The 21,037-nt window shown below is 62.1% G+C and carries 22 protein-coding genes; 17 read left to right on the forward strand and 5 right to left on the reverse strand.

Translation table 11 applies throughout. The features are described from left to right. The first annotated feature begins 8 nt into the window (after positions 1-8). Positions 9-977, forward strand: a complete 969-nt coding sequence (gene dapF, locus LDN82_RS08155) for a diaminopimelate epimerase (protein WP_224167000.1) — start codon at positions 9-11, stop codon at positions 975-977. Here dapF and LDN82_RS08160 read toward each other — a convergent pair. Beyond that, a complete protein-coding gene (locus tag LDN82_RS08160) occupies positions 958-1,572 on the reverse strand; it encodes a methyltransferase (protein ID WP_224167500.1) in 615 nt (204 codons plus the stop codon). The two genes, dapF and LDN82_RS08160, sit on opposite strands and share 20 nt — an antisense overlap. A gap of 492 nt (positions 1,573-2,064) precedes the next feature. Here LDN82_RS08160 and hflX point away from each other — a divergent pair, with 492 nt between their 5' ends. Then, entirely contained in the window at positions 2,065-3,627 is a 1,563-nt protein-coding gene (gene hflX, locus LDN82_RS08165; RefSeq protein ID WP_224092358.1) for a GTPase HflX, read from the forward strand. Further along, positions 3,620-5,677, forward strand: coding sequence for an ATP-dependent DNA helicase (locus LDN82_RS08170; protein WP_224167001.1), 2,058 nt, complete (start codon positions 3,620-3,622; stop codon positions 5,675-5,677). Before hflX ends, LDN82_RS08170 begins: the two co-directional genes overlap by 8 nt. Before the next feature lie 9 nt (positions 5,678-5,686). On the opposite strand, the gene lexA is transcribed toward LDN82_RS08170, so the two are convergent. Further along, positions 5,687-6,430: a transcriptional repressor LexA gene (gene lexA, locus LDN82_RS08175; RefSeq protein ID WP_224093932.1), complete on the reverse strand. Its 744-nt coding sequence runs from the start codon at positions 6,428-6,430 to the stop codon at positions 5,687-5,689. 356 nt (positions 6,431-6,786) lie between these two features. On the opposite strand from lexA, the gene LDN82_RS08180 reads away from it, so the two are divergent. The 8 genes from LDN82_RS08180 (at position 6,787) to LDN82_RS08215 (ending at position 12,996) form a co-directional block, all read left to right on the forward strand. Then, positions 6,787-7,146 carry a LysM peptidoglycan-binding domain-containing protein gene (locus LDN82_RS08180; RefSeq protein ID WP_224167002.1) on the forward strand — a complete coding sequence of 120 codons (360 nt, stop codon included), beginning with the start codon at positions 6,787-6,789 and terminating at the stop codon, positions 7,144-7,146. A gap of 76 nt (positions 7,147-7,222) precedes the next feature. Next, on the forward strand, positions 7,223-8,341 hold the full coding sequence (locus LDN82_RS08185; RefSeq protein WP_224092364.1) for a histidinol-phosphate transaminase: 1,119 nt from the start codon (positions 7,223-7,225) through the stop codon (positions 8,339-8,341). 46 nt (positions 8,342-8,387) lie between these two features. Continuing rightward, the gene (gene hisB / locus LDN82_RS08190; RefSeq protein ID WP_224167003.1) at positions 8,388-9,014 is read left to right on the forward strand and encodes an imidazoleglycerol-phosphate dehydratase HisB; all 627 of its coding nucleotides are present in this window, start codon (positions 8,388-8,390) and stop codon (positions 9,012-9,014) included. Beyond that, on the forward strand, positions 9,011-9,772 hold the full coding sequence (hisH, locus tag LDN82_RS08195; RefSeq protein WP_224092365.1) for an imidazole glycerol phosphate synthase subunit HisH: 762 nt from the start codon (positions 9,011-9,013) through the stop codon (positions 9,770-9,772). The genes hisB and hisH overlap by 4 nt, the downstream gene beginning before the upstream one ends. Positions 9,773-9,790: 18 nt before the next feature. After that, a complete protein-coding gene (locus tag LDN82_RS08200) occupies positions 9,791-9,931 on the forward strand; it encodes a hypothetical protein (protein ID WP_224167610.1) in 141 nt (46 codons plus the stop codon). 34 nt (positions 9,932-9,965) lie between these two features. Next, positions 9,966-10,709, forward strand: a complete 744-nt coding sequence (gene priA / locus LDN82_RS08205) for a bifunctional 1-(5-phosphoribosyl)-5-((5-phosphoribosylamino)methylideneamino)imidazole-4-carboxamide isomerase/phosphoribosylanthranilate isomerase PriA (RefSeq protein ID WP_224092367.1) — start codon at positions 9,966-9,968, stop codon at positions 10,707-10,709. Next, complete coding sequence (locus LDN82_RS08210) at positions 10,709-11,638, forward strand: SseB family protein (protein WP_224092375.1); 930 nt, start codon at positions 10,709-10,711, stop codon at positions 11,636-11,638. The genes priA and LDN82_RS08210 overlap by 1 nt, the downstream gene beginning before the upstream one ends. Before the next feature lie 53 nt (positions 11,639-11,691). Continuing rightward, positions 11,692-12,996: an MFS transporter gene (locus tag LDN82_RS08215; protein ID WP_224167004.1), complete on the forward strand. Its 1,305-nt coding sequence runs from the start codon at positions 11,692-11,694 to the stop codon at positions 12,994-12,996. Between the two features lie 158 nt (positions 12,997-13,154). On the opposite strand, the gene LDN82_RS08220 is transcribed toward LDN82_RS08215, so the two are convergent. Continuing rightward, the gene (locus LDN82_RS08220; protein ID WP_224167005.1) at positions 13,155-13,571 is read right to left on the reverse strand and encodes a DUF1844 domain-containing protein; all 417 of its coding nucleotides are present in this window, start codon (positions 13,569-13,571) and stop codon (positions 13,155-13,157) included. Between the two features lie 225 nt (positions 13,572-13,796). Here LDN82_RS08220 and infC point away from each other — a divergent pair, with 225 nt between their 5' ends. The 5 genes from infC to LDN82_RS08245 all read left to right on the forward strand — a co-directional run bounded on the left by infC (position 13,797) and on the right by LDN82_RS08245 (position 18,046). Further along, a complete protein-coding gene (gene infC, locus LDN82_RS08225; protein ID WP_224167006.1) occupies positions 13,797-14,975 on the forward strand; it encodes a translation initiation factor IF-3 in 1,179 nt (392 codons plus the stop codon). A gap of 119 nt (positions 14,976-15,094) precedes the next feature. Next, positions 15,095-15,289, forward strand: a complete 195-nt coding sequence (rpmI, locus tag LDN82_RS08230) for a 50S ribosomal protein L35 (protein WP_059387794.1) — start codon at positions 15,095-15,097, stop codon at positions 15,287-15,289. 119 nt (positions 15,290-15,408) lie between these two features. Next, the gene (gene rplT, locus LDN82_RS08235; RefSeq protein WP_224092379.1) at positions 15,409-16,089 is read left to right on the forward strand and encodes a 50S ribosomal protein L20; all 681 of its coding nucleotides are present in this window, start codon (positions 15,409-15,411) and stop codon (positions 16,087-16,089) included. A gap of 26 nt (positions 16,090-16,115) precedes the next feature. Next, positions 16,116-17,036 (forward strand): RNA methyltransferase, encoded by a 921-nt coding sequence (locus LDN82_RS08240; protein ID WP_224167007.1) that lies wholly within the window; start codon positions 16,116-16,118, stop codon positions 17,034-17,036. A gap of 92 nt (positions 17,037-17,128) precedes the next feature. Then, positions 17,129-18,046 (forward strand): cation diffusion facilitator family transporter, encoded by a 918-nt coding sequence (locus tag LDN82_RS08245; RefSeq protein ID WP_223936600.1) that lies wholly within the window; start codon positions 17,129-17,131, stop codon positions 18,044-18,046. A 93-nt stretch (positions 18,047-18,139) separates the two neighbouring features. Here LDN82_RS08245 and LDN82_RS08250 read toward each other — a convergent pair whose 3' ends face one another. Next, positions 18,140-19,351, reverse strand: a complete 1,212-nt coding sequence (locus LDN82_RS08250; protein WP_224167008.1) for an MFS transporter — start codon at positions 19,349-19,351, stop codon at positions 18,140-18,142. A 134-nt stretch (positions 19,352-19,485) separates the two neighbouring features. On the opposite strand from LDN82_RS08250, the gene LDN82_RS08255 reads away from it, so the two are divergent. Then, complete coding sequence (locus LDN82_RS08255) at positions 19,486-19,920, forward strand: (deoxy)nucleoside triphosphate pyrophosphohydrolase (protein ID WP_224092383.1); 435 nt, start codon at positions 19,486-19,488, stop codon at positions 19,918-19,920. A gap of 20 nt (positions 19,921-19,940) precedes the next feature. Here the strand turns inward: LDN82_RS08255 and LDN82_RS08260 are convergent, their stop codons facing one another. After that, complete coding sequence (locus LDN82_RS08260) at positions 19,941-21,035, reverse strand: Rv2578c family radical SAM protein (protein ID WP_224167009.1); 1,095 nt, start codon at positions 21,033-21,035, stop codon at positions 19,941-19,943. Positions 21,036-21,037: the final 2 nt, after the last annotated feature.

Here is a 21,037-nt window from a genome sequence, read left to right on the forward strand (position 1 = left end):
CTAGTCCCATGGATCAAACCGCCGCAGTTCCCGCCCAGCAGTCCGCCGCTGCCGGTGCCACCGAGTCCACTGCCAGCCTTTCCGGTTTGGCGTTTTCCAAGGGCCATGGAACGGGTAATGATTTCGTCCTGATTGCTGATCCGGGTGCTGTCCACGAGATTTCTCCAGAGCAGGTAGCACAGCTGTGCGACAGGCATCGGGGGATTGGTGGTGACGGTCTTATCCGGGCTGTCCCCTCGCGGTATTTGCCCGAAGGCCGCATCCTGCTTGAGCAGGACGCCTCTGCCGAATGGTTCATGGACTATCGAAACGGCGATGGTTCGCTCTCCGAGATGTGCGGCAACGGTGTCCGAGTGTTCGTGCACTTCCTGATCGACCAAGGCCTGGTTGAGCTCGGGCCGGGTCAGTCCTTGACCATCGGAACACGTGGCGGCATCAAGAAGATTGTGCGCACGTCCGGCGGTTATGCCGTGGATATGGGCCCATGGGAATTCATCTTCCCTGCAGAAGCACAAAGCAAAGCCATGGATGCTTTGGTCAGCGCAGATGGTCTGGAGGTGGCCCGGCCCGGGCTGTCGGTCAGCATGGGCAACCCGCACACGGTGGTAGCACTTGCTGAGCTCAGTGAGCTCGCCGCCACGAAACTGTTCACAGCTCCGGTCGTGGATCCCAAGCCTGCCAATGGCACCAACGTCGAGTTCGTGGTGCCCGCTGAACCGCTGGTCCACGACGGTGTGGGAAGTATCACCATGCGCGTCCACGAGCGCGGCGTAGGCGAGACGCAATCGTGTGGCACCGGTGCGTGTGCGGCCGCCGTCGCAATACGTCACTGGGCTGGCAGCAGCGCCCCCAATGCCTGGCAGGTCAACGTTCCCGGCGGCGTAGTGGAAGTGAAGTTCTTCCCCGGCGAGGACGGCCGCGAACACGTTGAGCTCAGCGGGCCGGCGGTCATTGTGGCTAGTGGGACGCTTTCCTGACCCGAAGGATCCTGAAGGACTTGGAAGTGCTTTCCCGGGAGACTGTGTAGGACTTGTCCAGTTCGTTGGCCAGCCAGCGTTGGAGTGAGTCCGAGCCCAGGTTCTTCTGGACCACCATCCATGCGTTGCCGCCCGGTGCCAGCCGGGGCAGCCACGTCAGGAGAAGCGAGTGCAGCTCGTCCTTGCCGATGCGGATGGGCGGGTTGGACCAGATCGTGTCGAATTCGACGCCGGGATCTACCTCCTGCGGGAGGCTGGCCTTCACGTTGTTCAAGCCCAGGGAAACGGCGTTTTCATTGGTCAGGGCGATGCAGCGCTCGTTGACGTCCACGGCATAGACCTGTGCATGGGGCGCCATGAGCCCCATGGTGAGGGCAATAGGGCCCCAACCGCACCCGATATCCAGCAGGTTGCCCCGGGGCGAGGGCGGTGGAACCTCGGCCAGAAGGACCTTGGTGCCTTTGTCCACACCGTCGGGGCTGAAGATGCCCGACGAGGTCTGCACCTGACGGGTAGCTCCAGCCAGTTCCACAGTGAGGGGCTTGCGGGTAAACGGACCGGCCGGTTGGGCGCTGAAATAGTGTGCAGACTCCATAATTTGCCAGATTAGTTGGCTTCCGGCGGCTTGGGAAACTGCCCTCGGGCCGGGACGGTTTGACAGTGCTGCTAATGTGGAAGGCATGTTCTTGATCTTTGAGTAATCAGCCCGAGCCGGCCAAACAGTCGGCAAGGCACCTGCCCGCGATGCAGGCCCGCTTGGCACATCAGCCCGGCGCATGGCCATTCCGCCCGCAGGTTCCGTCCGGCAGACTCCGCATCTCCCGTTGTTGGTGGATCGCGGTTGCTCAGTAGAACATGTCCCACCCAGCTGTCGCGAAAGCAGTGGCCCAGCCATCTGCCGTCAGCGCCTGGCTTCTGGATTGGCGACGAATTCTCCTGCAGGACAGGACCTCCCGCGGACCAACCCGCTCGATTCAAGCACCACAGGAGGCCCTATATGGCCGAAGCCCGTCAGCCCACCGCGAATACCGTCCCATTGGACACCAAACAGCACTATTCTGGATATGCCGAACAGTCTAAGGAGACCATGACCACCCAGAAGCACTCCGGATCCGATTCCGACGCCCAGGACATGAGTCCTGAACAAATCCAGGCCGTCATTGACCGGATTCTTTCCAAGGATGTACCCGCACAGGCATCCGATGACAATGATGCCAAGGGCGTTTTCGGCAGGGCACAAGCGATCTCCACGCTTGACCACGAACACAGCATTTACGACGGCGACCAGGAAGACCTGGCCGAGCGTCGTGCACTTCGCCGTACAGCGGGCCTTTCCACCGAACTCGAAGACGTCACAGAGGTCGAATACCGGCAGCTGCGCCTGGAACGCGTCGTCCTGGCCGGCCTGTGGACAGAAGGCACCTTGGCTGACGCCGAGAATTCGCTTCGCGAACTCGCAGCACTGGCAGAGACTGCCGGATCAGAGGTCCTTGACGGACTGGTTCAGCGCCGTACGAAACCGGATCCCGGAACGTTCCTGGGGTCGGGCAAGGCCCAGGAACTCAAGGACATCGTGGCTGCCACGGGAGCCGATACCGTTGTGGTGGACACCGAGCTTTCCCCCTCGCAGCGACGCGGACTTGAGGACATCGTCAAGGTCAAGGTGGTGGACAGGACCACGCTGATCCTGGATATCTTCGCGCAGCATGCAAAGAGCCGTGAAGGCAAGGCACAAGTTGAGCTCGCACAGCTTGAGTACCTGCTCCCCAGGCTTCGTGGTTGGGGTGACTCCATGTCCCGCCAGGCCGGTGGCCAGGTGGGTGGAGCCGGCGCCGGTATGGGTTCCCGTGGTCCCGGTGAAACAAAGATCGAGCTCGACCGCCGCAGGATCCGGACGCGCATGGCCAAGCTTCGCCGGGAGATTGCCGCCATGAAGCCTGCGCGCGAGACCAAGCGGGCCAACCGCCGTCGTAACGCCGTACCTTCGGTTGCGATTGCCGGCTATACCAACGCTGGTAAGTCCTCGCTCCTGAACCGGCTGACCGATGCTGGAGTGCTGGTGGAAAACGCGCTGTTCGCCACCCTGGACCCGACGGTCAGGAAGGCGCAAACGCCGGACGGCATCGGCTACACGCTGGCCGACACCGTTGGGTTCGTCCGCTCGCTGCCTACGCAACTGGTGGAAGCCTTCCGTTCCACGCTGGAGGAAGTAGCCGACGCAGACCTGATCCTGCATGTCGTGGACGCCTCCCATCCCGACCCGGAAGGGCAAATCGCGGCAGTGCGTGCTGTCTTCACCGAGGTCGACGCCCGCAAGGTCCCCGAAATCATCGTCCTGAACAAAGTGGACGTGGCTGATCCTTTCGTAGTGGAACGCCTGAAGCAGAAGGAGCCGCGGCACGCCGTGGTTTCCACGCGCACAGGCCAGGGCATTCCTGAGCTCCTGGAAGAGATCAGCCGGTCCATTCCCCGGCCGGGAGTCCGCCTCGAAGTGTTGATCCCGTACGACCGCGGTGACATGGTCAACAAGCTGCACAACTCCGATTCGGAAATCCTGAGCCTCGAGCACGAGGAAAACGGAACCCGCGTGGTGGCCATGGTCCGTGAGGGATTGGCGGCCGAACTGGAGTCATTCGTCAGCAATGGTTGAGAAGGTGGCGGCGGACGTCGTCGAGTCGGTGGGGGAGAAGTTCACCCTCGAACTGTTGGACAAAGCTGTTGCCGGGATGGGCGGTCAAAGCCGTTCAGGCCAGCACGAGATGGCCAGGCAAGTCACCAAGGCCATCGAGTCCGGTGAACATTTGTTGGTCCAGGCTGGAACGGGAACGGGTAAGTCCTTGGCGTACCTGATTCCGTTGATCGCCCATTCCATGGACAGCAACAAACCGACGCTTGTGTCCACCGCTACCTTGGCCCTGCAAACGCAGATTGTTGGCAGGGACCTGCCCCGGCTGTTGGAGACCATAAGCCCGGCCCTTGAGCGTCCCGTGAACGTGGCGCTCGTTAAGGGCCGGGCAAATTATGTTTGCCTGCAAAAGCTGGAGGGCGGCTTCCCCAGCGAAGAGCCGTCCGAGGGGCAACTTTTTTCCCTGGGTGAGGACACCAGCGTTCCCCATTTCGCAGCGGCGGTTGGCGGCCCGTCGTCGCAATTGGGCAAGGAAGTGGTCCGGCTCCGTGAATGGGCCGAAAAGACGGCCACTGGCGACCGCGATGAACTGATGCCGGGTGTCACCGACCGCGCCTGGAGGCAGGTCTCCGTGACGTCCATGGAGTGCCTGGGAGCGCAAAAATGTCCGCTTGCCGAGGAATGCTTCAGCGAGCAGGCACGGGCCCGGGCGGCTGAGGCTGACGTCGTGGTGACCAACCATGCCATGCTGGCCGTCAGTGCCTTCGAAGGCCTTGCTGTCCTGCCCGAGTACGACGTCGTTGTGGTTGACGAAGCACATGAGCTGCAGGACCGGGTCACGGGAGCTGTGACAGGTCAGCTGTCCGTGGCAATGGTGCATGCTGCGGCTTCGAGCGCGCGCAAACACACCGCTATTACCGTAGACGCCCTGAACGCGGCCGCCGATCGATTGGACATGGCCATTGCCGGTGTCCCCAACGGACTGCTGCCCAATGGGCTAAACGACGAACAACTGGACTGCCTGGACCAGCTGCGCGATGCCACACGCGCCGCATTGTCCGACTCGAAAACCGACTCTTCAAACGCGGTCGACGGCGGGAGGCAGCTTGCGCGCTCACGGCTCATGCTCATTCTGGAACTGTGCGAGCGGATGCTCGCAGCCAAGGAGAACCGTGAAGTGGTGTGGTTCTCCAGAAACAGCACCTTCGATCCCCAGCAGGGATACTCACACCCGGACGAGACCGCGCCCGCACTGATCAACATCGCCCCGCTTAGCGTTGCCGGCCGCCTGCGGGAGGGCCTTTTCGCGGGGCACACAGTGGTGCTTACTTCTGCCACGCTGGCCATTGGATCTGCCTTTGAACCCGCAGCCGGTGGCCTGGGGCTTATTGGAGATGGGGCGCCAAGCTGGACCGGGTTGGACGTCGGGTCACCTTTTGATTATCCGAAGCAGGGTGTGCTCTACGTGGCCAAGCACCTGCCCAAGCCCGGCAGGGGCACTTCACCCGAGGCCCTGGATGAGCTTGAAGACCTCATCCGTGCATCCGGTGGGGGAGCCCTGTGCCTGTTCTCATCGCGTCGGGCGGCCGAAGAAGCTGCAGATGCCATGCGCCCACGGCTGGATGTGGACATCCTCTGCCAGGGAGAATCCACCATGGCAGCACTGGTGAAGCAATTTGCCGATGAACCGGACACCTGCCTCTTCGGCACCATGTCCCTGTGGCAGGGCGTCGACGTCCCTGGCGGTTCATGCCGCCTTGTGGTGATTGACCGCATTCCGTTCCCGAGGCCCGATGACCCGCTAATGACCGCACGCTCACGGGCCGTTGCACAGTCCGGGGGCAACGGGTTCATGGCGGTGTCGGCTACGCATGCGGCAATTCGTCTTGCACAGGGAGCAGGACGCCTCATTCGTTCCACCGGCGACAAAGGCGTGGTGGCCGTCCTGGACTCACGGCTTTCCACCGAACGGTACGGCGGGTTCCTGCGTGCCGCTTTGCCGCCATTTTGGGCAACGACGGACCGCAACGTGGTGCGCGGCGTCCTGGAACGCCTGGGCGCAAAGAAAACGTAGGCGAACTCCCTAGAGGGAGCGCAGTACCGAGACGACCTTGCCCATGATGGTGGCCTGGTCTCCAAGTATCGGTTCGTACTGCGTGTTCTGGGGGAGCAGCCATGTGTGGCCGTCCCGCTGGCGGAAGGTTTTTACCGTGGCTTCGTCATCCAGGAGCGCTGCCACGATATCGCCGTTGATGGCGTCATTCTGGCGGCGGACAACCACCCAGTCACCGTCACAAATTGCGGCATCGATCATTGAGTCCCCAGCGACCTTCAGCATGAACAGTTCGCCGTGGCCCACCAGTTGCCGGGGCAGGGGCAGGACATCCTCAATAGTCTGGTCGGCGAGGATGGGCCCACCGGCAGCAATGCGTCCAACCAGGGGTACCATCGCGGTGTCGCTGGCGCTGGCCAGTTCCGTCACGGCGAGTCCGCCTGCGCTGCGGAGTGTAGTAGCTGCTTCCACTCCGGGAATTGTCCCGCCGTCAAGGGTCAAAGGCATGAGTACTTCCATGGCGCGGGGGCGCTTGGGATCTCTGCGCAAGTAGCCGAGCTTCTCCAACTGGGAGAGCTGGTGCGTGACGCTGGAGAGGCTCGCGAGACCCACGGTGTCGCCAATTTCGCGCATGCTGGGCGGATACCCGTTGTCATTGACAGACCGCTGGATGGTTTCCAGGATTTTCTTCTGCCGGACAGTCAGGCTTTTGGGACTCTTTTGAGGCTGCTGGCTCCGCAGGGGTGCCCCGCCGCCGGTGGCTTTCGCTGCCATGTTCGCCAATGCCCTTCCGTTCCGCCCGGCCACGGTCTGAAGTGTGCCCGGGGATGTGGGATCCGAAAAAATGTCAGACCCTCCTGTTCCACTGAAACAGTGCCTGTTTCTTCACTCAAACCTAGGCCAGGCACAGGCGTTTATCAAACATTCGTTCTAGCGAGTCTCGACACCGTTCGATGATAAGTGCTAAAAATGTCATAGCAAGGTTCGAATATGTGTTCTATAAAGGTTGAGCGCGGTTCGGATGTTCGAAGAAAGTGTTCGAACATTCGGGGCCGGGCTCGGCGAACACAAGGAATTGGCAGCCGGCAACGGGCATCCGATGCAGGCAATCGCTCAGAAGGGCTCAGCTCATGTCCGCAATCTCTACGTTCCACGAATTCCGCAACACTCCGGCTCCTGCGCGTCTCCGGCTTACCCAACGCGGCAGGATCGTCTTCTTTGGAATTCCCGTCATGCTGCTCCTTGCCGCGCTGCTGAGCCTTGCCGGCTTCATCAACTCCCCGGCCAAAGCTTCTGATTCCCAAGCCCAGCTGCAGCCGCCGGTGGCAGTTACGGTTACCGTCCAGCCAGGGCAGTCCCTGTGGGGCATCGCCGGTGCGGCCGCGCCGGAGCGGGACCCCCGTGATGTCATCGCGGAAATCATCCAGTTGAACGATCTCCGCGGGGGACGCATCCAGCCCGGCCAGCAGCTGTTCGTTCCCGCCAATTGAGCGGCCAGGGGCGAGGGGCCAGCGTCTCTGGCGTCACAGTTACTCCGCAGTCGCACCGGCACCTTAAACTGTCTTGGTGAGTGACCAGCTTGAGCGACTTGACCGACTTCCCCTTCGGACCAACCTGCGTGGATTGAGCCCTTATGGCGCGCCGCAGCTTGACGTCCCCATTTTGCTCAACGTCAACGAGAACACCCATGGCGTGCCGGCAGATGTGCAAGCGGCGATTACCCAGGCTGTTGCCGCCGCGGCCACTGGCCTGAACCGGTACCCTGACCGCGAATTCACGGAACTCCGTGAATCCCTTGCCGATTACCTCGGACACGGGCTTTCCGCGGAGAATATCTGGGCAGCCAACGGCTCCAACGAGGTCCTCCAGCAGATTTTGCAGGCCTTTGGAGGTCCGGGGCGTAAGGCGCTGGGATTCCCTCCCACGTATTCCATGTACCCGTTGCTTGCCAGTGGCACGGACACTGAGTATGTCCGTGGGGTGCGGGCTGATGACTATGGCCTGGATGCGGCTTCTGCGGCTGCCCAGGTGCGGGAGACCGGCGCAAATATCGTCTTCCTGTGCTCGCCGAACAACCCCACGGGAACGGGACTGGGCCTGGACGTGGTCGAAGCCGTCTACGAAGCCGGCGAGGCCAGCCAGGCAATCGTCATCGTGGACGAGGCTTATCACGAGTTCGCGCACGACAACACCCCGAGCGCACTGACGCTGCTTCCCGGGCGGGAGCGTTTGATCGTCTCGCGCACCATGAGCAAGGCCTTTGCCTTGGCAGGTGCCCGGTTGGGCTACATGGCTGCCGCGCCTGAGGTCACCGATGCCATCAGGCTCGTTCGGCTGCCCTACCACCTTTCAGCCGTCACACAAGCCACGGCTCTGGCCGCCCTGAACCACCGCGAAGCGCTCATGGCCGACGTCGAAGACATCAAAGTCCAGCGGGACCGCATTGTGACCGAGCTCCTCCGAATGGGACTCAAGCCTGCGGCCTCGGACTCAAACTACGTGTTCTTCGGTGGGCTTTCGAACCCGCACGCAGTCTGGCAGGGCTTGCTGGATGCGGGAGTCCTGATCCGCGACGTCGGTATTCCAGGGCACCTGCGGGTGACTGCGGGAACAGAAAAGGAAACAACGGCCTTCCTGGAGGCCCTGGAAGCCCTTCTGGACAGCGCTGCGTCCCAGCCCAACTAAACTTGTCAATAGACCCACCCCATTCTTCGTGTATAAGGACGTCCCAATGAGCGAAACCGGCGCCAAGCCGTCCGCTGACCGCACTGCGCGCATGGAGCGCACCACCAGCGAATCCTCCGTCCTGGTGGAGATCAACCTGGATGGCACCGGTGTCTCGGACATCAGCACCACGGTTCCCTTTTATGACCACATGCTGACGGCGTTGTGCAAGCACTCCCTGATTGACATGACCGTCAAGGCCACGGGTGACACCCACATTGATGCCCACCACACGGTGGAGGATGTGGCCATTGCCTTTGGTGAGGTTTTGCGTACTGCCCTGGGCAACAAAGCCGGAATCCGCCGCTTCGGCGAAGCAACGGTTCCTCTGGACGAGGCCTTGGCGCACGCTGTCGTGGATGTTTCGGGACGCCCGTATCTGGTGCACGGAGGAGAACCTGCAGGGCAGGAGTACCACCTGATCGGTGGCCACTTCACAGGCTCGCTGACCCGTCACGTCTTTGAGGCCATCACGTTGCACGCCGGTATCTGCCTGCACATGAACGTCCTCGCAGGCCGGGATCCCCACCACATCGTCGAGGCCCAGTTCAAAGCCTTTGCCCGGGCTCTTCGTTCTGCAGTGGAGTCGGATCCCCGCGTGGAGGGCATTCCATCCACCAAGGGGGCGCTATGAGCGGGCAAATCCTGAAGGACGGTGCGGTTATTGACGCTTCGGCTACCGTCAAGCCGGAGTCTCCCGAAGGCAAGCCCACGGTTACGGTGCTGGATTACGGTTCAGGCAACGTCCGTTCGGCTGTTCGCGCCCTTGAGCGTGCAGGCGCCCAGGTGGTTCTTAGCTCCAAGCCTGAGGACGTACTGAATGCCGACGGGCTGCTGGTCCCCGGCGTGGGTGCCTTTGAAACGGTGATGAGGGAACTCAAGGCCGTCGATGCCATCCGCATGATTGGCCGCCGCGTCGCGGGTGGACGGCCTGTCCTGGCGATCTGCGTTGGGTTGCAGGTCCTCTTCGAGGCCGGAGTCGAACACGGAACCGAGTCCGAGGGGATGGCCGAATGGCCGGGCAAAGTTGAGCTCCTTCCCGCCCCCGTGGTTCCCCACATGGGTTGGAACACGGTGGACGTGCCTGAAGGATCCAAGCTATTCGCGGGCGTCGAACAGGAACGTTTCTACTTCGTGCACTCATACGGCGTGCAGGAGTGGAACTTCGACGTCGTCCAGCCCCGGATGGCTCCACCTTTGGTGACGTGGTCCGAGCACGGAGCCCCCTTTATCGCTGCTGTTGAAAATGGCCCCCTGTGCGCCACCCAATTCCACCCCGAGAAATCCGGAGATGCCGGGGCACGCCTCCTGCGCAACTGGGTGGACGGGCTTCGCAAACCTGAAGCCAAGGTGGCACAAGGTCCGGCAGCGGACGATCGTGGTGCAGCCTAAGTGTGGTCGGTAGTGCTTATGGGCCTTGCCGGCGTGCTGGTGGGTGGAGGTATCTCCTTCCACCAGCAGAAGAAGCCACTGTGGGTTTCCGTTTCCTTTTATGTGCTGGCGGGGATGTCCCTGCTTGCCGCCTATCTCCTGACGCTGCCGGGCAACTGAACGCCTCGCGTCCCCATCAACTCCTAGGACACACATGACCACCTCTGCCCAGTCCGTTCTGGAACTCCTCCCCGCCGTCGACATCGTTGATGGCCAGGCAGTCCGCCTGCTGCAAGGCGAGGCAGGCTCGGAAACCAGCTACGGTACGCCTCTGGAAGCTGCCTTGAACTGGCAGAACGCCGGTGCTGAGTGGGTGCACATGGTGGACCTCGACGCCGCTTTTGGCCGTGGCAACAACGCGGACCTCATCAGCGAGGTCGTCTCCCAGCTCAACGTAAAGGTTGAGTTGTCCGGCGGTCTGAGGGATGACGAGTCGCTGGAACGCGCCCTGGATTTGGGCGTGGAGCGGGTAAACCTCGGTACGGCAGCACTGGAGAACCCTGAGTGGACACGGCGTGCCATTGACCGCTTCGGTGACAAGATCGCCGTCGGCCTCGATGTCCGTGGTACCACCCTGGCTGGTCGCGGCTGGACCAAAGAAGGCGGCGACCTCTGGGAAGTTCTTGTCCGCCTGGAGGACGCTGGCTGCGCACGCTACGTGGTCACCGACGTCACCAAAGACGGAACGCTGCAGGGCCCGAACGTTGATTTGCTGCGCCAGATGGTGCAGAAAACGGGTAAGCCCGTGGTGGCTTCAGGCGGTATCTCCAGCCTTGAGGATCTTCGCGTGCTCCGCGAACTCGTGCCCTTGGGCGTCGAGGGTGCCATTGTTGGCAAGGCCCTTTATGCAGGTGCTTTCACTCTGCCCGAAGCCCTGGATGTAGCCGGTCGCCGCTGATGGCTGCTTCACGTCCCACAGATTCCGGCCCGGAGAACCACCCGGGCAACCGCGATGCCGGACGACGCGAACTTCCGGGCCACATTGCTGCTGCCTTGGCTGGCGCCGGGGGAGCCACCGACTCCGCGGGGCAACCTTGGGAAGGCCGGAGCCTGAGTGGTGACGATGCCAGGATCCACAATTTCGAAGACGACGACGGCACGGCTGATGCCGGTTACCTCGCGGCCGTTGCTGCACTGCTGAACGGTACGGGCAGTGAGGCAGACGTCCTGGCTTCACTCGCTACCGCCAGGGTCTTTGTTCCCGTGATAGCCCAGCTCGCCGAGGAAGCCGAAGGCGTTGGCGGGCTGCACGCGGACAAGCAGGCGGATATGGCATTAGTCACACTTAAGGCGCCTGATGGCCGGAAGGCAATGCCGGTCTTCACCACGGCCGCCGCTCTTGAATCGTGGCATGCAGAGGCCCGGCCCGTAGCTGTTTATGCGGCAAGGGCGGCCCTTTCGGCCGTTTCCGAAGGCGCTCAATTGCTGGTGTTGGACCCCGGTTCAACGTTCACTTTCGTGGTTCGGCGGCCAGCCATGTGGGCGTTGGCTCAGCAGCGGGACTGGACGCCGTCATACCTTGATGATCAACTGGAGTTTGCTCTCGCTTCACAGGCCGAGTCGTTTCCGGCGGTGCGCCGGCTCGAAACACAGGCCGGTGGTGGCGTCGCCTCCCTGACTGCGGACGGCCGCACGGTCCCGGGCGGAGGCGCTGGCCCGGAACTGCGGATAGTGCTGTTCCTTGAGGACGGACTCGACGCCGCTGCCGTCCAATCGCTGGTGGCTGACCTGAACGAGGCGTGGGCGCAGCTGGAATCCTTTGCCGAGGGCGTCGATTCCATTGAAGTAAAACTGCAACGTGCGGCGCAGGAGCCTGGGCGGCACTAACGGCAGTACCCGTCCACCGGGGACTGCCCCGGGGGAACAAGAGGAATTAGCCCGTGAACTTCGCTCTCTACAAGGAGATGCTTTCCATCCGCCCTGTCCGGCGGCTCCTGCTGGTGGGCATGGTCGCCCGTATTCCGCATTCAGCGGCTGGCGTGCTCCTGACGCTGCACATTGTCCTGTCGCTGGGGCAGGGCTACGCCGCCGCGGGCGCTGCTGCCGCCGTCATGACCATAGGTATTGCCTTGGGGGCGCCTTGGCGTGGTCGGCGCGTTGACATGGTGGGCCTGCGTAAGGCGCTGATCCCTTCCGTCATCTCGGAAACAGTGATCTGGTCTCTTGTTCCGCATGTCCCGTACGCCTGGCTGCTTCCCTTGGTCTTCGTGGGGGGCTTGTTCACATTGCCTATCTTCAGCGTGGTGCGTCAATCGTTGGGCGTCATGGTGGACGGAGACCAGCGACGCTCCGCGTTTGCGCTTGATTCCATCGCCACTGAGCTCGTGTTCATGATAGGTCCCGCTGTTGGCGCGATCGTCGCAACGAGCGGCTTCTCGGCCGTGGGACTTACCGCGGTGGGCATCTCTGTCTCCGTGGCCGGCCTGTTCTTGATCTGGTTCAACCCTCCGACCCGCAGTGATGCCAAGTGCACTCCGGAGGAATCCGCGGCACGGGCCGCTGCGGACCTTGCCGCCGCCGAGGCAGCCATGGTCGCCTCCGCACCGGGCCACGTGCAGGAGGCGGCGTCTGAAATGGCACCGGCAGCCATCTCCCGTACAGCCGGACTTCGGAACCGCGTGGCCCGCAATTTCACCTGGTTTACGGTTTCCGTTGCAGCGCTTTTCGCCGTAGCTGCGGGATCGGGGATGGTACTTAGCGGTTCGGACGTCAGCATTGTTGGCCTGTTGGAGCGCGGCGGACACCAGAACGAGATTGGCATCGTCTTCTTTTTCTGGTGTGCGGCATCGGTTGTGGGCGGCCTCATCTACGGTGCCATGAATCGTCCGGTCTCTCCCATGCTGCTGTTGTTGGGCATGGCCGCGCTCACCATCCCAATGGGTTTCGCACACGATACCTGGACGCTGGCGGTGCTCTCGATTCTCCCCGGCCTTCTTTGCGCTCCAGTGCTGTCTGCGTCATCGGAGAAGGTGGCGGACCTTGTCGATGAGGAACGCCGCGGCGAGGCCATGGGGTGGTACGGATCCGCGCTGACGGCCGGGATTGCGTTCGGCGCACCCCTTGCCGGGATATTTATTGACCATGTAGGGCCGTCCGGAGGTTTTGCTTCCGTCGGCTTCGCCGGAGTCGTACTCTGCATCGCGGGCTTCGCCCTCATGTCCCGGCGCCGCCGCGCCCGGGTGTAGCTCCAGCATTGCCAGGGTCTAGCTCCTGTATTGCCAGGTGTAGCTCCAGCATCGCTAAATGTTCGCCGTAATCCCTGTGTCGGCGGCATTAACGACGACGGCGGCCCGGCCACATATGTGGTCGGGCCGCCGTTGTAGGTACTTTGGGCAGTTCCTGGCTAGTTCACCGGCCCGGTGAACTTCTCACCCGGGCCTTTGCCTGGCGCGTCAGGGATAAGGGAAGCTTCGCGGAATGCCAACTGGAGGGAGCGCAGTCCATCACGCAAGGGCCCGGCATGCTGCGAACCGATTTCGGGGGCGGCCGCCGTTACGAGGCCGGCCAATGCAGTGATGAGCTTGCGGGCCTCGTCAAGGTCTTTGAGGTCTTCTGCGTTGGGGTCATCGGCGAGGCCGACCTTCACAGCGGCGGCGCTCATCAGGTGGACCGCGCCGGTGGTGATGACTTCTACAGCCGGAACTTCCGCGATGTCACGGATCTGCTGGGAGACCCCGGAATCGGCCGCGGGGGCCGCAGCTGTGGTTGTGTCGGCGTCCTTGGAGTAGGAATTGCGCGAATTGCTGTCTTCAGTGCTCATACTGGTAAGCTTGTCACAGACCGACTGGAAGTCGTTATTCGCATTAAATGCTCCCGCCCCGTGCAATGTGCGCTTGGCGGGTTATTTCTGTAGAATTGATTTTCAGTTTGCAAGCGGAGTTCTCTCCCACCCGCGTCAGCCGTTTTCCCTCCGGGGAACAGGATTCCTTCACGGAACAAGAGGTTGCCGGGTACTGGTCGGACACACCGAGGCGTAGCCTCTGGAGTGCGTGCCCCCTTCAAGGGAGCACACCCGATCCTTGAGGCCTTCGATTGCACCAGCAATTGGAGGCCTTCTCTATTTGCCGGTGAAACTCACCACAACCACAGGAGCTTTAACATTAGCGAGCCAAGAATCAATGAGCGTATCCGCGTCCCCGAGGTGCGGCTGGTCGGCCCTGCCGGCGAACAGGTAGGAATCGTCCGCATCGAGGACGCCCTGCGTCTTGCTGCCGAATCCGATCTCGATCTCGTTGAAGTTGCCCCGCAGGCTAAGCCTCCTGTTTGCAAGTTGATGGACTTCGGCAAGTACAAGTACGAAGCTGCCGTGAAGGCGCGTGAGGCCCGCAAGAACCAGACCAACACGGTTCTGAAGGAAATCCGTTTCCGCCTCAAGATCGACAAGCACGACTACGAAACCAAGCGCGGACATGCACTTCGCTTCCTCGGCGCCGGTGACAAGGTCAAGGCAATGATCCAGTTCCGCGGCCGCGAACAGCAGCGTCCGGAGATGGGCATCCGCCTGCTTCAGAAGTTTGCTGAAGACGTCGCAGAGGTGGGCATTGTTGAGTCCAGCCCACGCATCGATGGCCGCAACATGGTCATGGTGATCGGTCCGCTGAAGAACAAGGCCGAAGCCAAGGCTGAAGCCCGGCGTGCAGCCCAGCGTGCAGAAGCCAAGGCCCAGAATGAGGCCAAGGCATCCGGGCGCGTGGACACGACAGGTGACCAGGCTCCGTTGACGCAGACCTTGGGCGACCTTCTTCCGGCAGGCCTGCTTGCTTCCGAAGAAGAGCCCAAGCAGGAGGCTGTCGAGGCTCCCGCAGCTGAAACCCCCGTTGCTGAAGAGGCACCGGTTGTTGAAGAAGCCGAGGAAGCGCCCGTAGCTGAAGAAGCTCCCGTAGTCGAGGAGGCTCCGGTTGTTGAGGAAGCTCCTGTAGTCGAAGAAGCACCCGTGGTTGAGGAAGCCCCGGCTGTGAAGGCTGCACCAGCGGAGAAAGCACCGGCCCCCAAGGCAGCAGCCCCTGCACCCGCAGCTCCGAAGCCAGCTGTTCCGGCAGCTGCCCCGAAGCCTGCAGTTCCCTCGGCTCCGAAGCCCGTCGCCAAGCCGGCAGCTCCCAAGCCGGCAGCTCGGCCCGCAGCCCCCAAGGCTGCGCCGAAGCCTGCATCACGCAAGACCAACTAGTTCAACGCCCCGGAGGCCCTGGCCTCCAACGGCAAGCAACCAGCACGCCAGCCCTTGTAGGCCGGCTGCACGAAAGAACTGCGGACTTTGTCCGTGGATACGTAAGGAGATCGGTTCCCATGCCGAAGATGAAGACCCACAGCGGTGCTAAGAAGCGCTTCAAGCTGACCGGCACCGGCAAGCTGAAGCGTCAGCAGGCCAACCGCCGCCACTACCTGGAGCACAAGTCCTCCACACTGACCCGTCGCCTCGCCGGCGACAAGATCGTCTTCAAGGGCGATGCCAAGGTCATCAAGAAGATGCTCGGCGTCTAAGTTCCAAGTTCTTTGGTTGCTGCCATCCGGTAGCGGCCGACTACACCAAAAGCCTTCTCAGGCCGGCCGGGTTTCCGGCAGTAGCAGCTTGGGATAAAGATTTCTGAAGGAGTACGCACGTGGCACGTGTGAAGCGGGCGGTAAACGCCCACAAGAAGCGCCGGGTTATCCTCGAACGCGCCAAGGGTTACCGCGGTCAGCGTTCGCGCCTGTACCGCAAGGCCAAAGAGCAGCTGCTGCACTCGTTTGTGTACAGCTACGGCGACCGCCGTAAGAAGAAGGGCGACTTCCGTCGCCTCTGGATCCAGCGCATCAACGCTGCATCCCGCGCCAACGGCCTCACCTACAACCGCCTGATCCAGGGCCTGAAGGCCGCTGAGGTTGAGGTTGACCGCCGCATGCTGGCCGAACTGGCTGTTTCGGACGCCAACGCATTCGCCGCTCTGGTGAACATTGCCAAGGCCTCCCTGCCTGCCGACACGTCTGCTCCGGCTGCCAAGGCCGAGGTTGCTGCACCGAAGGCTGCCAAGGTTGCTCCGGCTGCTGCTACCGCAACGGCTGTCAAGGCTTCTGTCTCTGAGAAGCCCGCCATCGATGGCGCTATTGCTGCCGTTGAAGGCGAAGGTGCCCCGGAAGGCCACGCCATCAAGGGCAACGCTGAGTCCAAGAAGTACCACGTACCGGGTTCCACTTGGTACGAGAACACTGCTGCTGAATACTGGTTCTCCACGGTTGAGGCTGCAAAGGCTGCCGGCTTCGAGCCGGCCGGCGGCGAAGCCCGCCAGCAGATCAAGAACTAGTCGCAACTGCCACTAAAGTTCTTTATATGAACCAAACCGGGCGCCCGCAAGACTTTTCGATGACCAACCCCCGAGCAGATCGGGTAAGGGACGTTGCCAAGCTTGCCGGGCGCCCGGCCCGTTTAAAGCGCGGCCGTTTCCTGGCTGAGGGTCCACAGGCGGTTCGCGAGGCTTTGACCCTTCACCGGGAGCGCATTGCGGCAGGGGGTTCCGCCGTCGTGCATGAAGTCTTTGCGAGCGAGGCATGCCTGGAGCGGCTCCCGGAACTCGCAGACCTTGCAGAAGGAACACAGCTTCGGCTGGCCAATGACGACGTCCTGGCCGCCATGGCGGACACCGTCAACCCGCAGGGCATCGTTGCTGTCTGCAGTTTTGTGGATGTCAGCCTTGAATCAGTGCTCGACGCCGGTCCTCGCCTTCTTGCGGTCATGTGCCAGGTCCGGGACCCCGGCAATGCGGGCACAGTTTTGCGCGCGGCCGACGCCGCTGGTGCCGATGCTGTGATCCTGACGGGTTCCAGCGTGGATATCTATAATCCCAAGGCGGTACGGTCCACGGCGGGTTCCTTGTTCCACCTGCCGGTGGTCCTGGGGGCTGATGTTGAAGATCTCGTCACGCGTTGCCGGGCACTGGGTATAGGGATCCTGGCCGCCGACGGATATGGGACGGTAAACCTTGACCAGCTCCAGGACGAGAATGCTGCCCGGAGGCTCGGAAACGGCGATGTCGCCTCTGATTATGCCCTTGAAGCGCCCACGGCCTGGTTGTTCGGCAATGAGGCACAAGGATTGTCCGACGCCGAATTGGCGCTTGCGGATCACCGCGTAGCCGTTCCTGTCTATGGGGCGGCGGAGAGCTTGAACCTGGGTACAGCGGCCACCGTTTGCCTCTATGCAAGCGCCCGTTCGCAGCAAGGCGCCCGGGTCGGGAATGCAGAAATAGCCTGACGCCCGGTACGGTGTTTCTTGCAAGATCGTCACGATGACGACTCTTCTTGGCCCATTCCAATCTTTCCCAAAACCGAAGAGGTGAAGCTTTCGTGGCTGCAAGTGGCGGTACCAAAGCGATCGTGGCGGCCCTCGCCGCGAACCTGACCATCGCTGTCCTGAAGTTCGTTGCGTTCGTCCTGACGATGTCATCGTCCATGCTCGCTGAGGCCATTCACTCAGTGGCTGACTCCGGCAACCAGATCCTTCTCCTGGTAGGAGGCAAGCGAGCACAGCGTGCGGCAAGCCCCGAGCACCCCTTTGGCTACGGCCGCGAACGGTACATCTACGCGTTCATCGTGTCCATCGTCCTCTTCAGCGTGGGTGGCCTCTTCGCCCTGTACGAGGCGTGGGAGAAGTTCCAGCACCCGCATGGCATCGAAGGCGACTTCTGGTGGGTGCCGTTGGCCGTCCTGGTTGGCGCCATCATTGCCGAGTCGTTCTCTTTCCGAACCGCCATCGTGGAATCGAACCATATCCGTGGCAAGCAGACGTGGGCCAAGTTCATCCGCAATGCCAAGCAGCCCGAACTGCCGGTCATCCTCCTTGAAGACTTCGGCGCCTTGCTGGGCTTGGTGTTCGCCCTGTTCGGCGTCAGCATGACCCTCGTAACCGGCGACGGCGTGTGGGACGCCTTGGGTACGGCCATGATCGGCCTGCTGCTTGTCGCCATCGCTGTCATCCTTGCTGTGGAGACCAAATCGCTCCTGCTGGGTGAATCGGCCACTAAGGACGACGTCGCACGCATCACCGAGGCACTGCAGGCGGATGGCACCCGGATCATCCATCTCAAGACCATGCACCTGGGGCCGGAAGAACTGCTGGTTGCCGCCAAGATCACCATGGGTGCAGCCGATACCGGTCAAGCAATTGCCCGCGTGATTGACGACGCCGAGCAACGGATCCGGGCGGCCGTTCCGATCGCGCGGGTCATCTACCTTGAACCCGATGTTGAGCGCGTTCAGGCTTAGTCAGGTCAGCATTAACCAAAAGATGGGCTCCTCAAACCGAGGAGCCCATCTTTTTTGTTGCGGTTTCGAGCAGTTGGATTATCCGCTAGCGATTCATGCGGTAGCCAGCGGCTTCTTGCGTTCCAGCAGCCCGCTGATGATGGCAACTCCCAGCCCGAGGATGGCGAGGACTGCGCCCACAAGGGCCGGAGCCACGTAGCCCCAGCCCCAGGCAATCACGGTCCCGCCGAGGAAGGCTCCCAGGGCATTGGCAATGTTGAGGGCGGAGTGGTTCAGTGACGAAGCGAGCGAGGCGGCGCCGGGAGCGGCATCCAGGAGACGGGTCTGCAACGCTGGTGTGAGCATGGAGCCTATGCCGCCGACGACGAAGGCCATGATGAAGGCGGACCAGGCCCAGTGGGCGGCAATGGCGTAAACCACCAACGCTGCGGCGATGCCGGGCATGACCCAGTAGATGGTGCCCATGACGGACTTATCCGCGATGCGGCCCCCGATGATGTTGCCCGCAACCATGCCTAGCCCGTATAGCGCCACCACTGCCGGAATGAGGCTTTCGGGTATGCCGGCCACGCCGGTCATGGTGTGCGCGATGTAGGTGTAGACGGCGAAGAACCCACCAAAGCCGATGATGCCGATCAGCAAAGCAAGCCATACCTGAAGCCGCTTGAGTGCACCGAGCTCGCGTCGAATACTTGCTTCAGGGTGCGCTGCTTCGAAGGGGACGAATTTCCAGACCATGGCCACGGTCAGGAGGCCGATGGCCCCCACGATGATGAAGAGGAGGCGCCAGCCGAAGGTCTGCCCCACCCAGGTGGCCAGTGGCACTCCGATGACGTTGGAAACTGTGAGGCCAGCCATGACCATGGAGATGGCCCAACCCCGTTTTGTGGGGGCCACCAAGCCGGCCGCAATAACGGCAGCCACGCCGAAGAACGCCCCATGGGGGAGCCCGGACGCGAAGCGGGAGAGCAGCATGAAACCGTAGTCGGGAGCAATGAAGGAGGTCAGGTTGGCGATGGAGAGGAACAGCATCAACCCCAGGGCCAAGCGCTTCCTGGGAAGTTTGGCTCCGAATGCAGCGAAGATGGGGGCTCCGATGACAACCCCCAAGGCATAGGCGGAGATGAGGTTGCCGGCCTCGGGCGTGCTGATGCCCAGTCCTTCCTCGATTTCCTTGAGAAGTCCCATCATCGCGAATTCTGTGGTGCCGATGGCGAACCCGCCCGTGGCAAGCGCGAGGATAGCCAGGCCCAGGTGGCGCCTTGCTGTTGTGGAGGCGGCGGGTGGGGACACGGTGATAGTCATGAGCCTGCTTCGTGAGGTGCCTTGAGGGCTGGGAAAAGGTGGAGAAAATCCGATAACAAGCTTAGACCCGTAACCGTGACTTGACGTCGCTATGTGACGATGCCCATGATGCGCGGCACCCATAGACTGTTTCAGTGACTGGACTGATAAACGTTGTGGGCGCCGCCGTCGTCGACTCCCTGGACGCCCCGGCCCGACTCCTTGTAGCACGTCGTACTGCGCCCCCGCAGTTCGCCGGAATGTGGGAATTTCCCGGCGGCAAAGTAGAAGACGGCGAGTCGGCCGAAGCTGCCCTTCATCGGGAGCTCGCGGAGGAGTTGGGAGTTACGGTTCAGCTCGGGGCGGAGCTGGAGTCCGGTGAGGTCGCGGGGTGGCCCCTCAATGAGCGCGCGGCTATGCGTGTCTGGTTGGCTGAACTCGCTGAAGGCACACCTCGTGCCCTTGAGGATCACGACGAGCTGCGCTGGGTATCCCTGCTTGATGACGAAGAAGCTCTTGGGCTTGCGTGGATCCCGGCTGACTTCCCGATAGTCCGGGCGTTGCTGGAAAGAGTGACTGCAAGGGCCTAGGCCTCTTCATAGGCGTCAGTTCAGAAAAGTGGTTCTTGCCCTGGCAGGGGCGTCCCGACCGCAGGCTCCGTGCCCGAAGCTGGAGCGGTGGCTGGCCGGGCATTGCGGTGGCTGAAGCCATGCGTCCCGGTGAAGCCATGCTTGGCTTTGAAGTGATTAATCCTCCCCGATAACCAGGTCCGGTATTCCTTGGAGGCATAAGAACCCTGCCCGTACAGGCGACGGTACCGTCCTACAAGTTCGGGATGGTGGGCGGCAAGCCACTTCATGTACCACTCACGCGTACCCGGCTTCAGGTAGAGGGCTCCTGCAGTGATGCCTGTGGCGCCGGCCTTGGAGAGTTCTGAGAACAAGGATTCAAGGGCCTCGTCTGAATCCGTGAGCCAAGGCAGGATAGGCATGGCCATCACTCCGCAACCCAGACCTGCCTCACGGAGCCGCGCAATAAGCTTGAGGCGGGCCCTAGGGGAAGGGGTGCCGGGTTCAACAATCCCAGCAAGATCCTCATTTGTCATGGCCAGTGAGATGCCCAGGTCCACTGGGACCTGGGTGGCCGCATGCTTGAGCAGGGGAATGTCCCGGGCCAGCAACGTGCCTTTGGTCAGGATGGAAAACGGGGTCCCTGAATCTGCAAGGGCCCGGATGATCCCTGGCATCAGCGCGTATCGGCCTTCGGCGCGCTGGTAGGGGTCTGTGTTGGTTCCCAAGGCAACCTGGTGCCGCTCCCAGGAGGGTTTGGCCAGTTCCTTCCGCAGGACCTCGGCCGCGTTGATCTTGACCACCACTTGGGAGTCGAAGTCACGCCCGGCGTCGAACTCCAGGTAGGTGTGCGTCTTCCGGGCGAAGCAATAAACACAGGCATGGCTGCAACCCCTGTAGGGATTCACTGTCCATTCGAAAGGCATATTGGAACCGGAAGGCACCTTGTTGAGCACTGACTTTGCGGTGACCTCATGGAAGGTGACTCCGGAGAATTCGGGTGTTGAGATGGAGCGCACAAGCCCGGCCAAGGGCAGCAGGGCGTCCAAGGCCGGGGCAGGGCCAGGAGCCATACTGTCAAGGCTTTCGGACGCCGGTCCACGCGTTGGCGAAAGTGCTTGTGCGTCCCATCTCATGC

This window comes from Arthrobacter sp. StoSoilA2, assembly GCF_019977195.1.
Classification (GTDB): domain Bacteria; phylum Actinomycetota; class Actinomycetes; order Actinomycetales; family Micrococcaceae; genus Arthrobacter.

Excerpts from the sequence above, each read along its gene's own strand:
- hisB (WP_224167003.1), top strand. The coding sequence starts at position 8,388 with ATGAGCGAAACCGGCGCCAAGCCGTCCGCTGACCGCACTGCGCGCATG.
- lexA (WP_224093932.1), bottom strand. The coding sequence starts at position 6,430 with ATGGCAGCGAAAGCCACCGGCGGCGGGGCACCCCTGCGGAGCCAGCAG.
- priA (WP_224092367.1), top strand. The coding sequence starts at position 9,966 with ATGACCACCTCTGCCCAGTCCGTTCTGGAACTCCTCCCCGCCGTCGAC.
- LDN82_RS08210 (WP_224092375.1), top strand. The coding sequence starts at position 10,709 with ATGGCTGCTTCACGTCCCACAGATTCCGGCCCGGAGAACCACCCGGGC.
- LDN82_RS08240 (WP_224167007.1), top strand. The coding sequence starts at position 16,116 with ATGAACCAAACCGGGCGCCCGCAAGACTTTTCGATGACCAACCCCCGA.
- LDN82_RS08260 (WP_224167009.1), bottom strand. The coding sequence starts at position 21,035 with ATGAGATGGGACGCACAAGCACTTTCGCCAACGCGTGGACCGGCGTCC.
- LDN82_RS08200 (WP_224167610.1), top strand. The coding sequence starts at position 9,791 with ATGGGCCTTGCCGGCGTGCTGGTGGGTGGAGGTATCTCCTTCCACCAG.
- LDN82_RS08160 (WP_224167500.1), bottom strand. The coding sequence starts at position 1,572 with ATGGAGTCTGCACACTATTTCAGCGCCCAACCGGCCGGTCCGTTTACC.
- LDN82_RS08250 (WP_224167008.1), bottom strand. The coding sequence starts at position 19,351 with ATGACTATCACCGTGTCCCCACCCGCCGCCTCCACAACAGCAAGGCGC.
- LDN82_RS08220 (WP_224167005.1), bottom strand. The coding sequence starts at position 13,571 with ATGAGCACTGAAGACAGCAATTCGCGCAATTCCTACTCCAAGGACGCC.
- LDN82_RS08180 (WP_224167002.1), top strand. The coding sequence starts at position 6,787 with ATGTCCGCAATCTCTACGTTCCACGAATTCCGCAACACTCCGGCTCCT.
- hisH (WP_224092365.1), top strand. The coding sequence starts at position 9,011 with ATGAGCGGGCAAATCCTGAAGGACGGTGCGGTTATTGACGCTTCGGCT.
- LDN82_RS08170 (WP_224167001.1), top strand. The coding sequence starts at position 3,620 with ATGGTTGAGAAGGTGGCGGCGGACGTCGTCGAGTCGGTGGGGGAGAAG.
- dapF (WP_224167000.1), top strand. The coding sequence starts at position 9 with ATGGATCAAACCGCCGCAGTTCCCGCCCAGCAGTCCGCCGCTGCCGGT.
- rpmI (WP_059387794.1), top strand. The coding sequence starts at position 15,095 with ATGCCGAAGATGAAGACCCACAGCGGTGCTAAGAAGCGCTTCAAGCTG.
- hflX (WP_224092358.1), top strand. The coding sequence starts at position 2,065 with ATGACCACCCAGAAGCACTCCGGATCCGATTCCGACGCCCAGGACATG.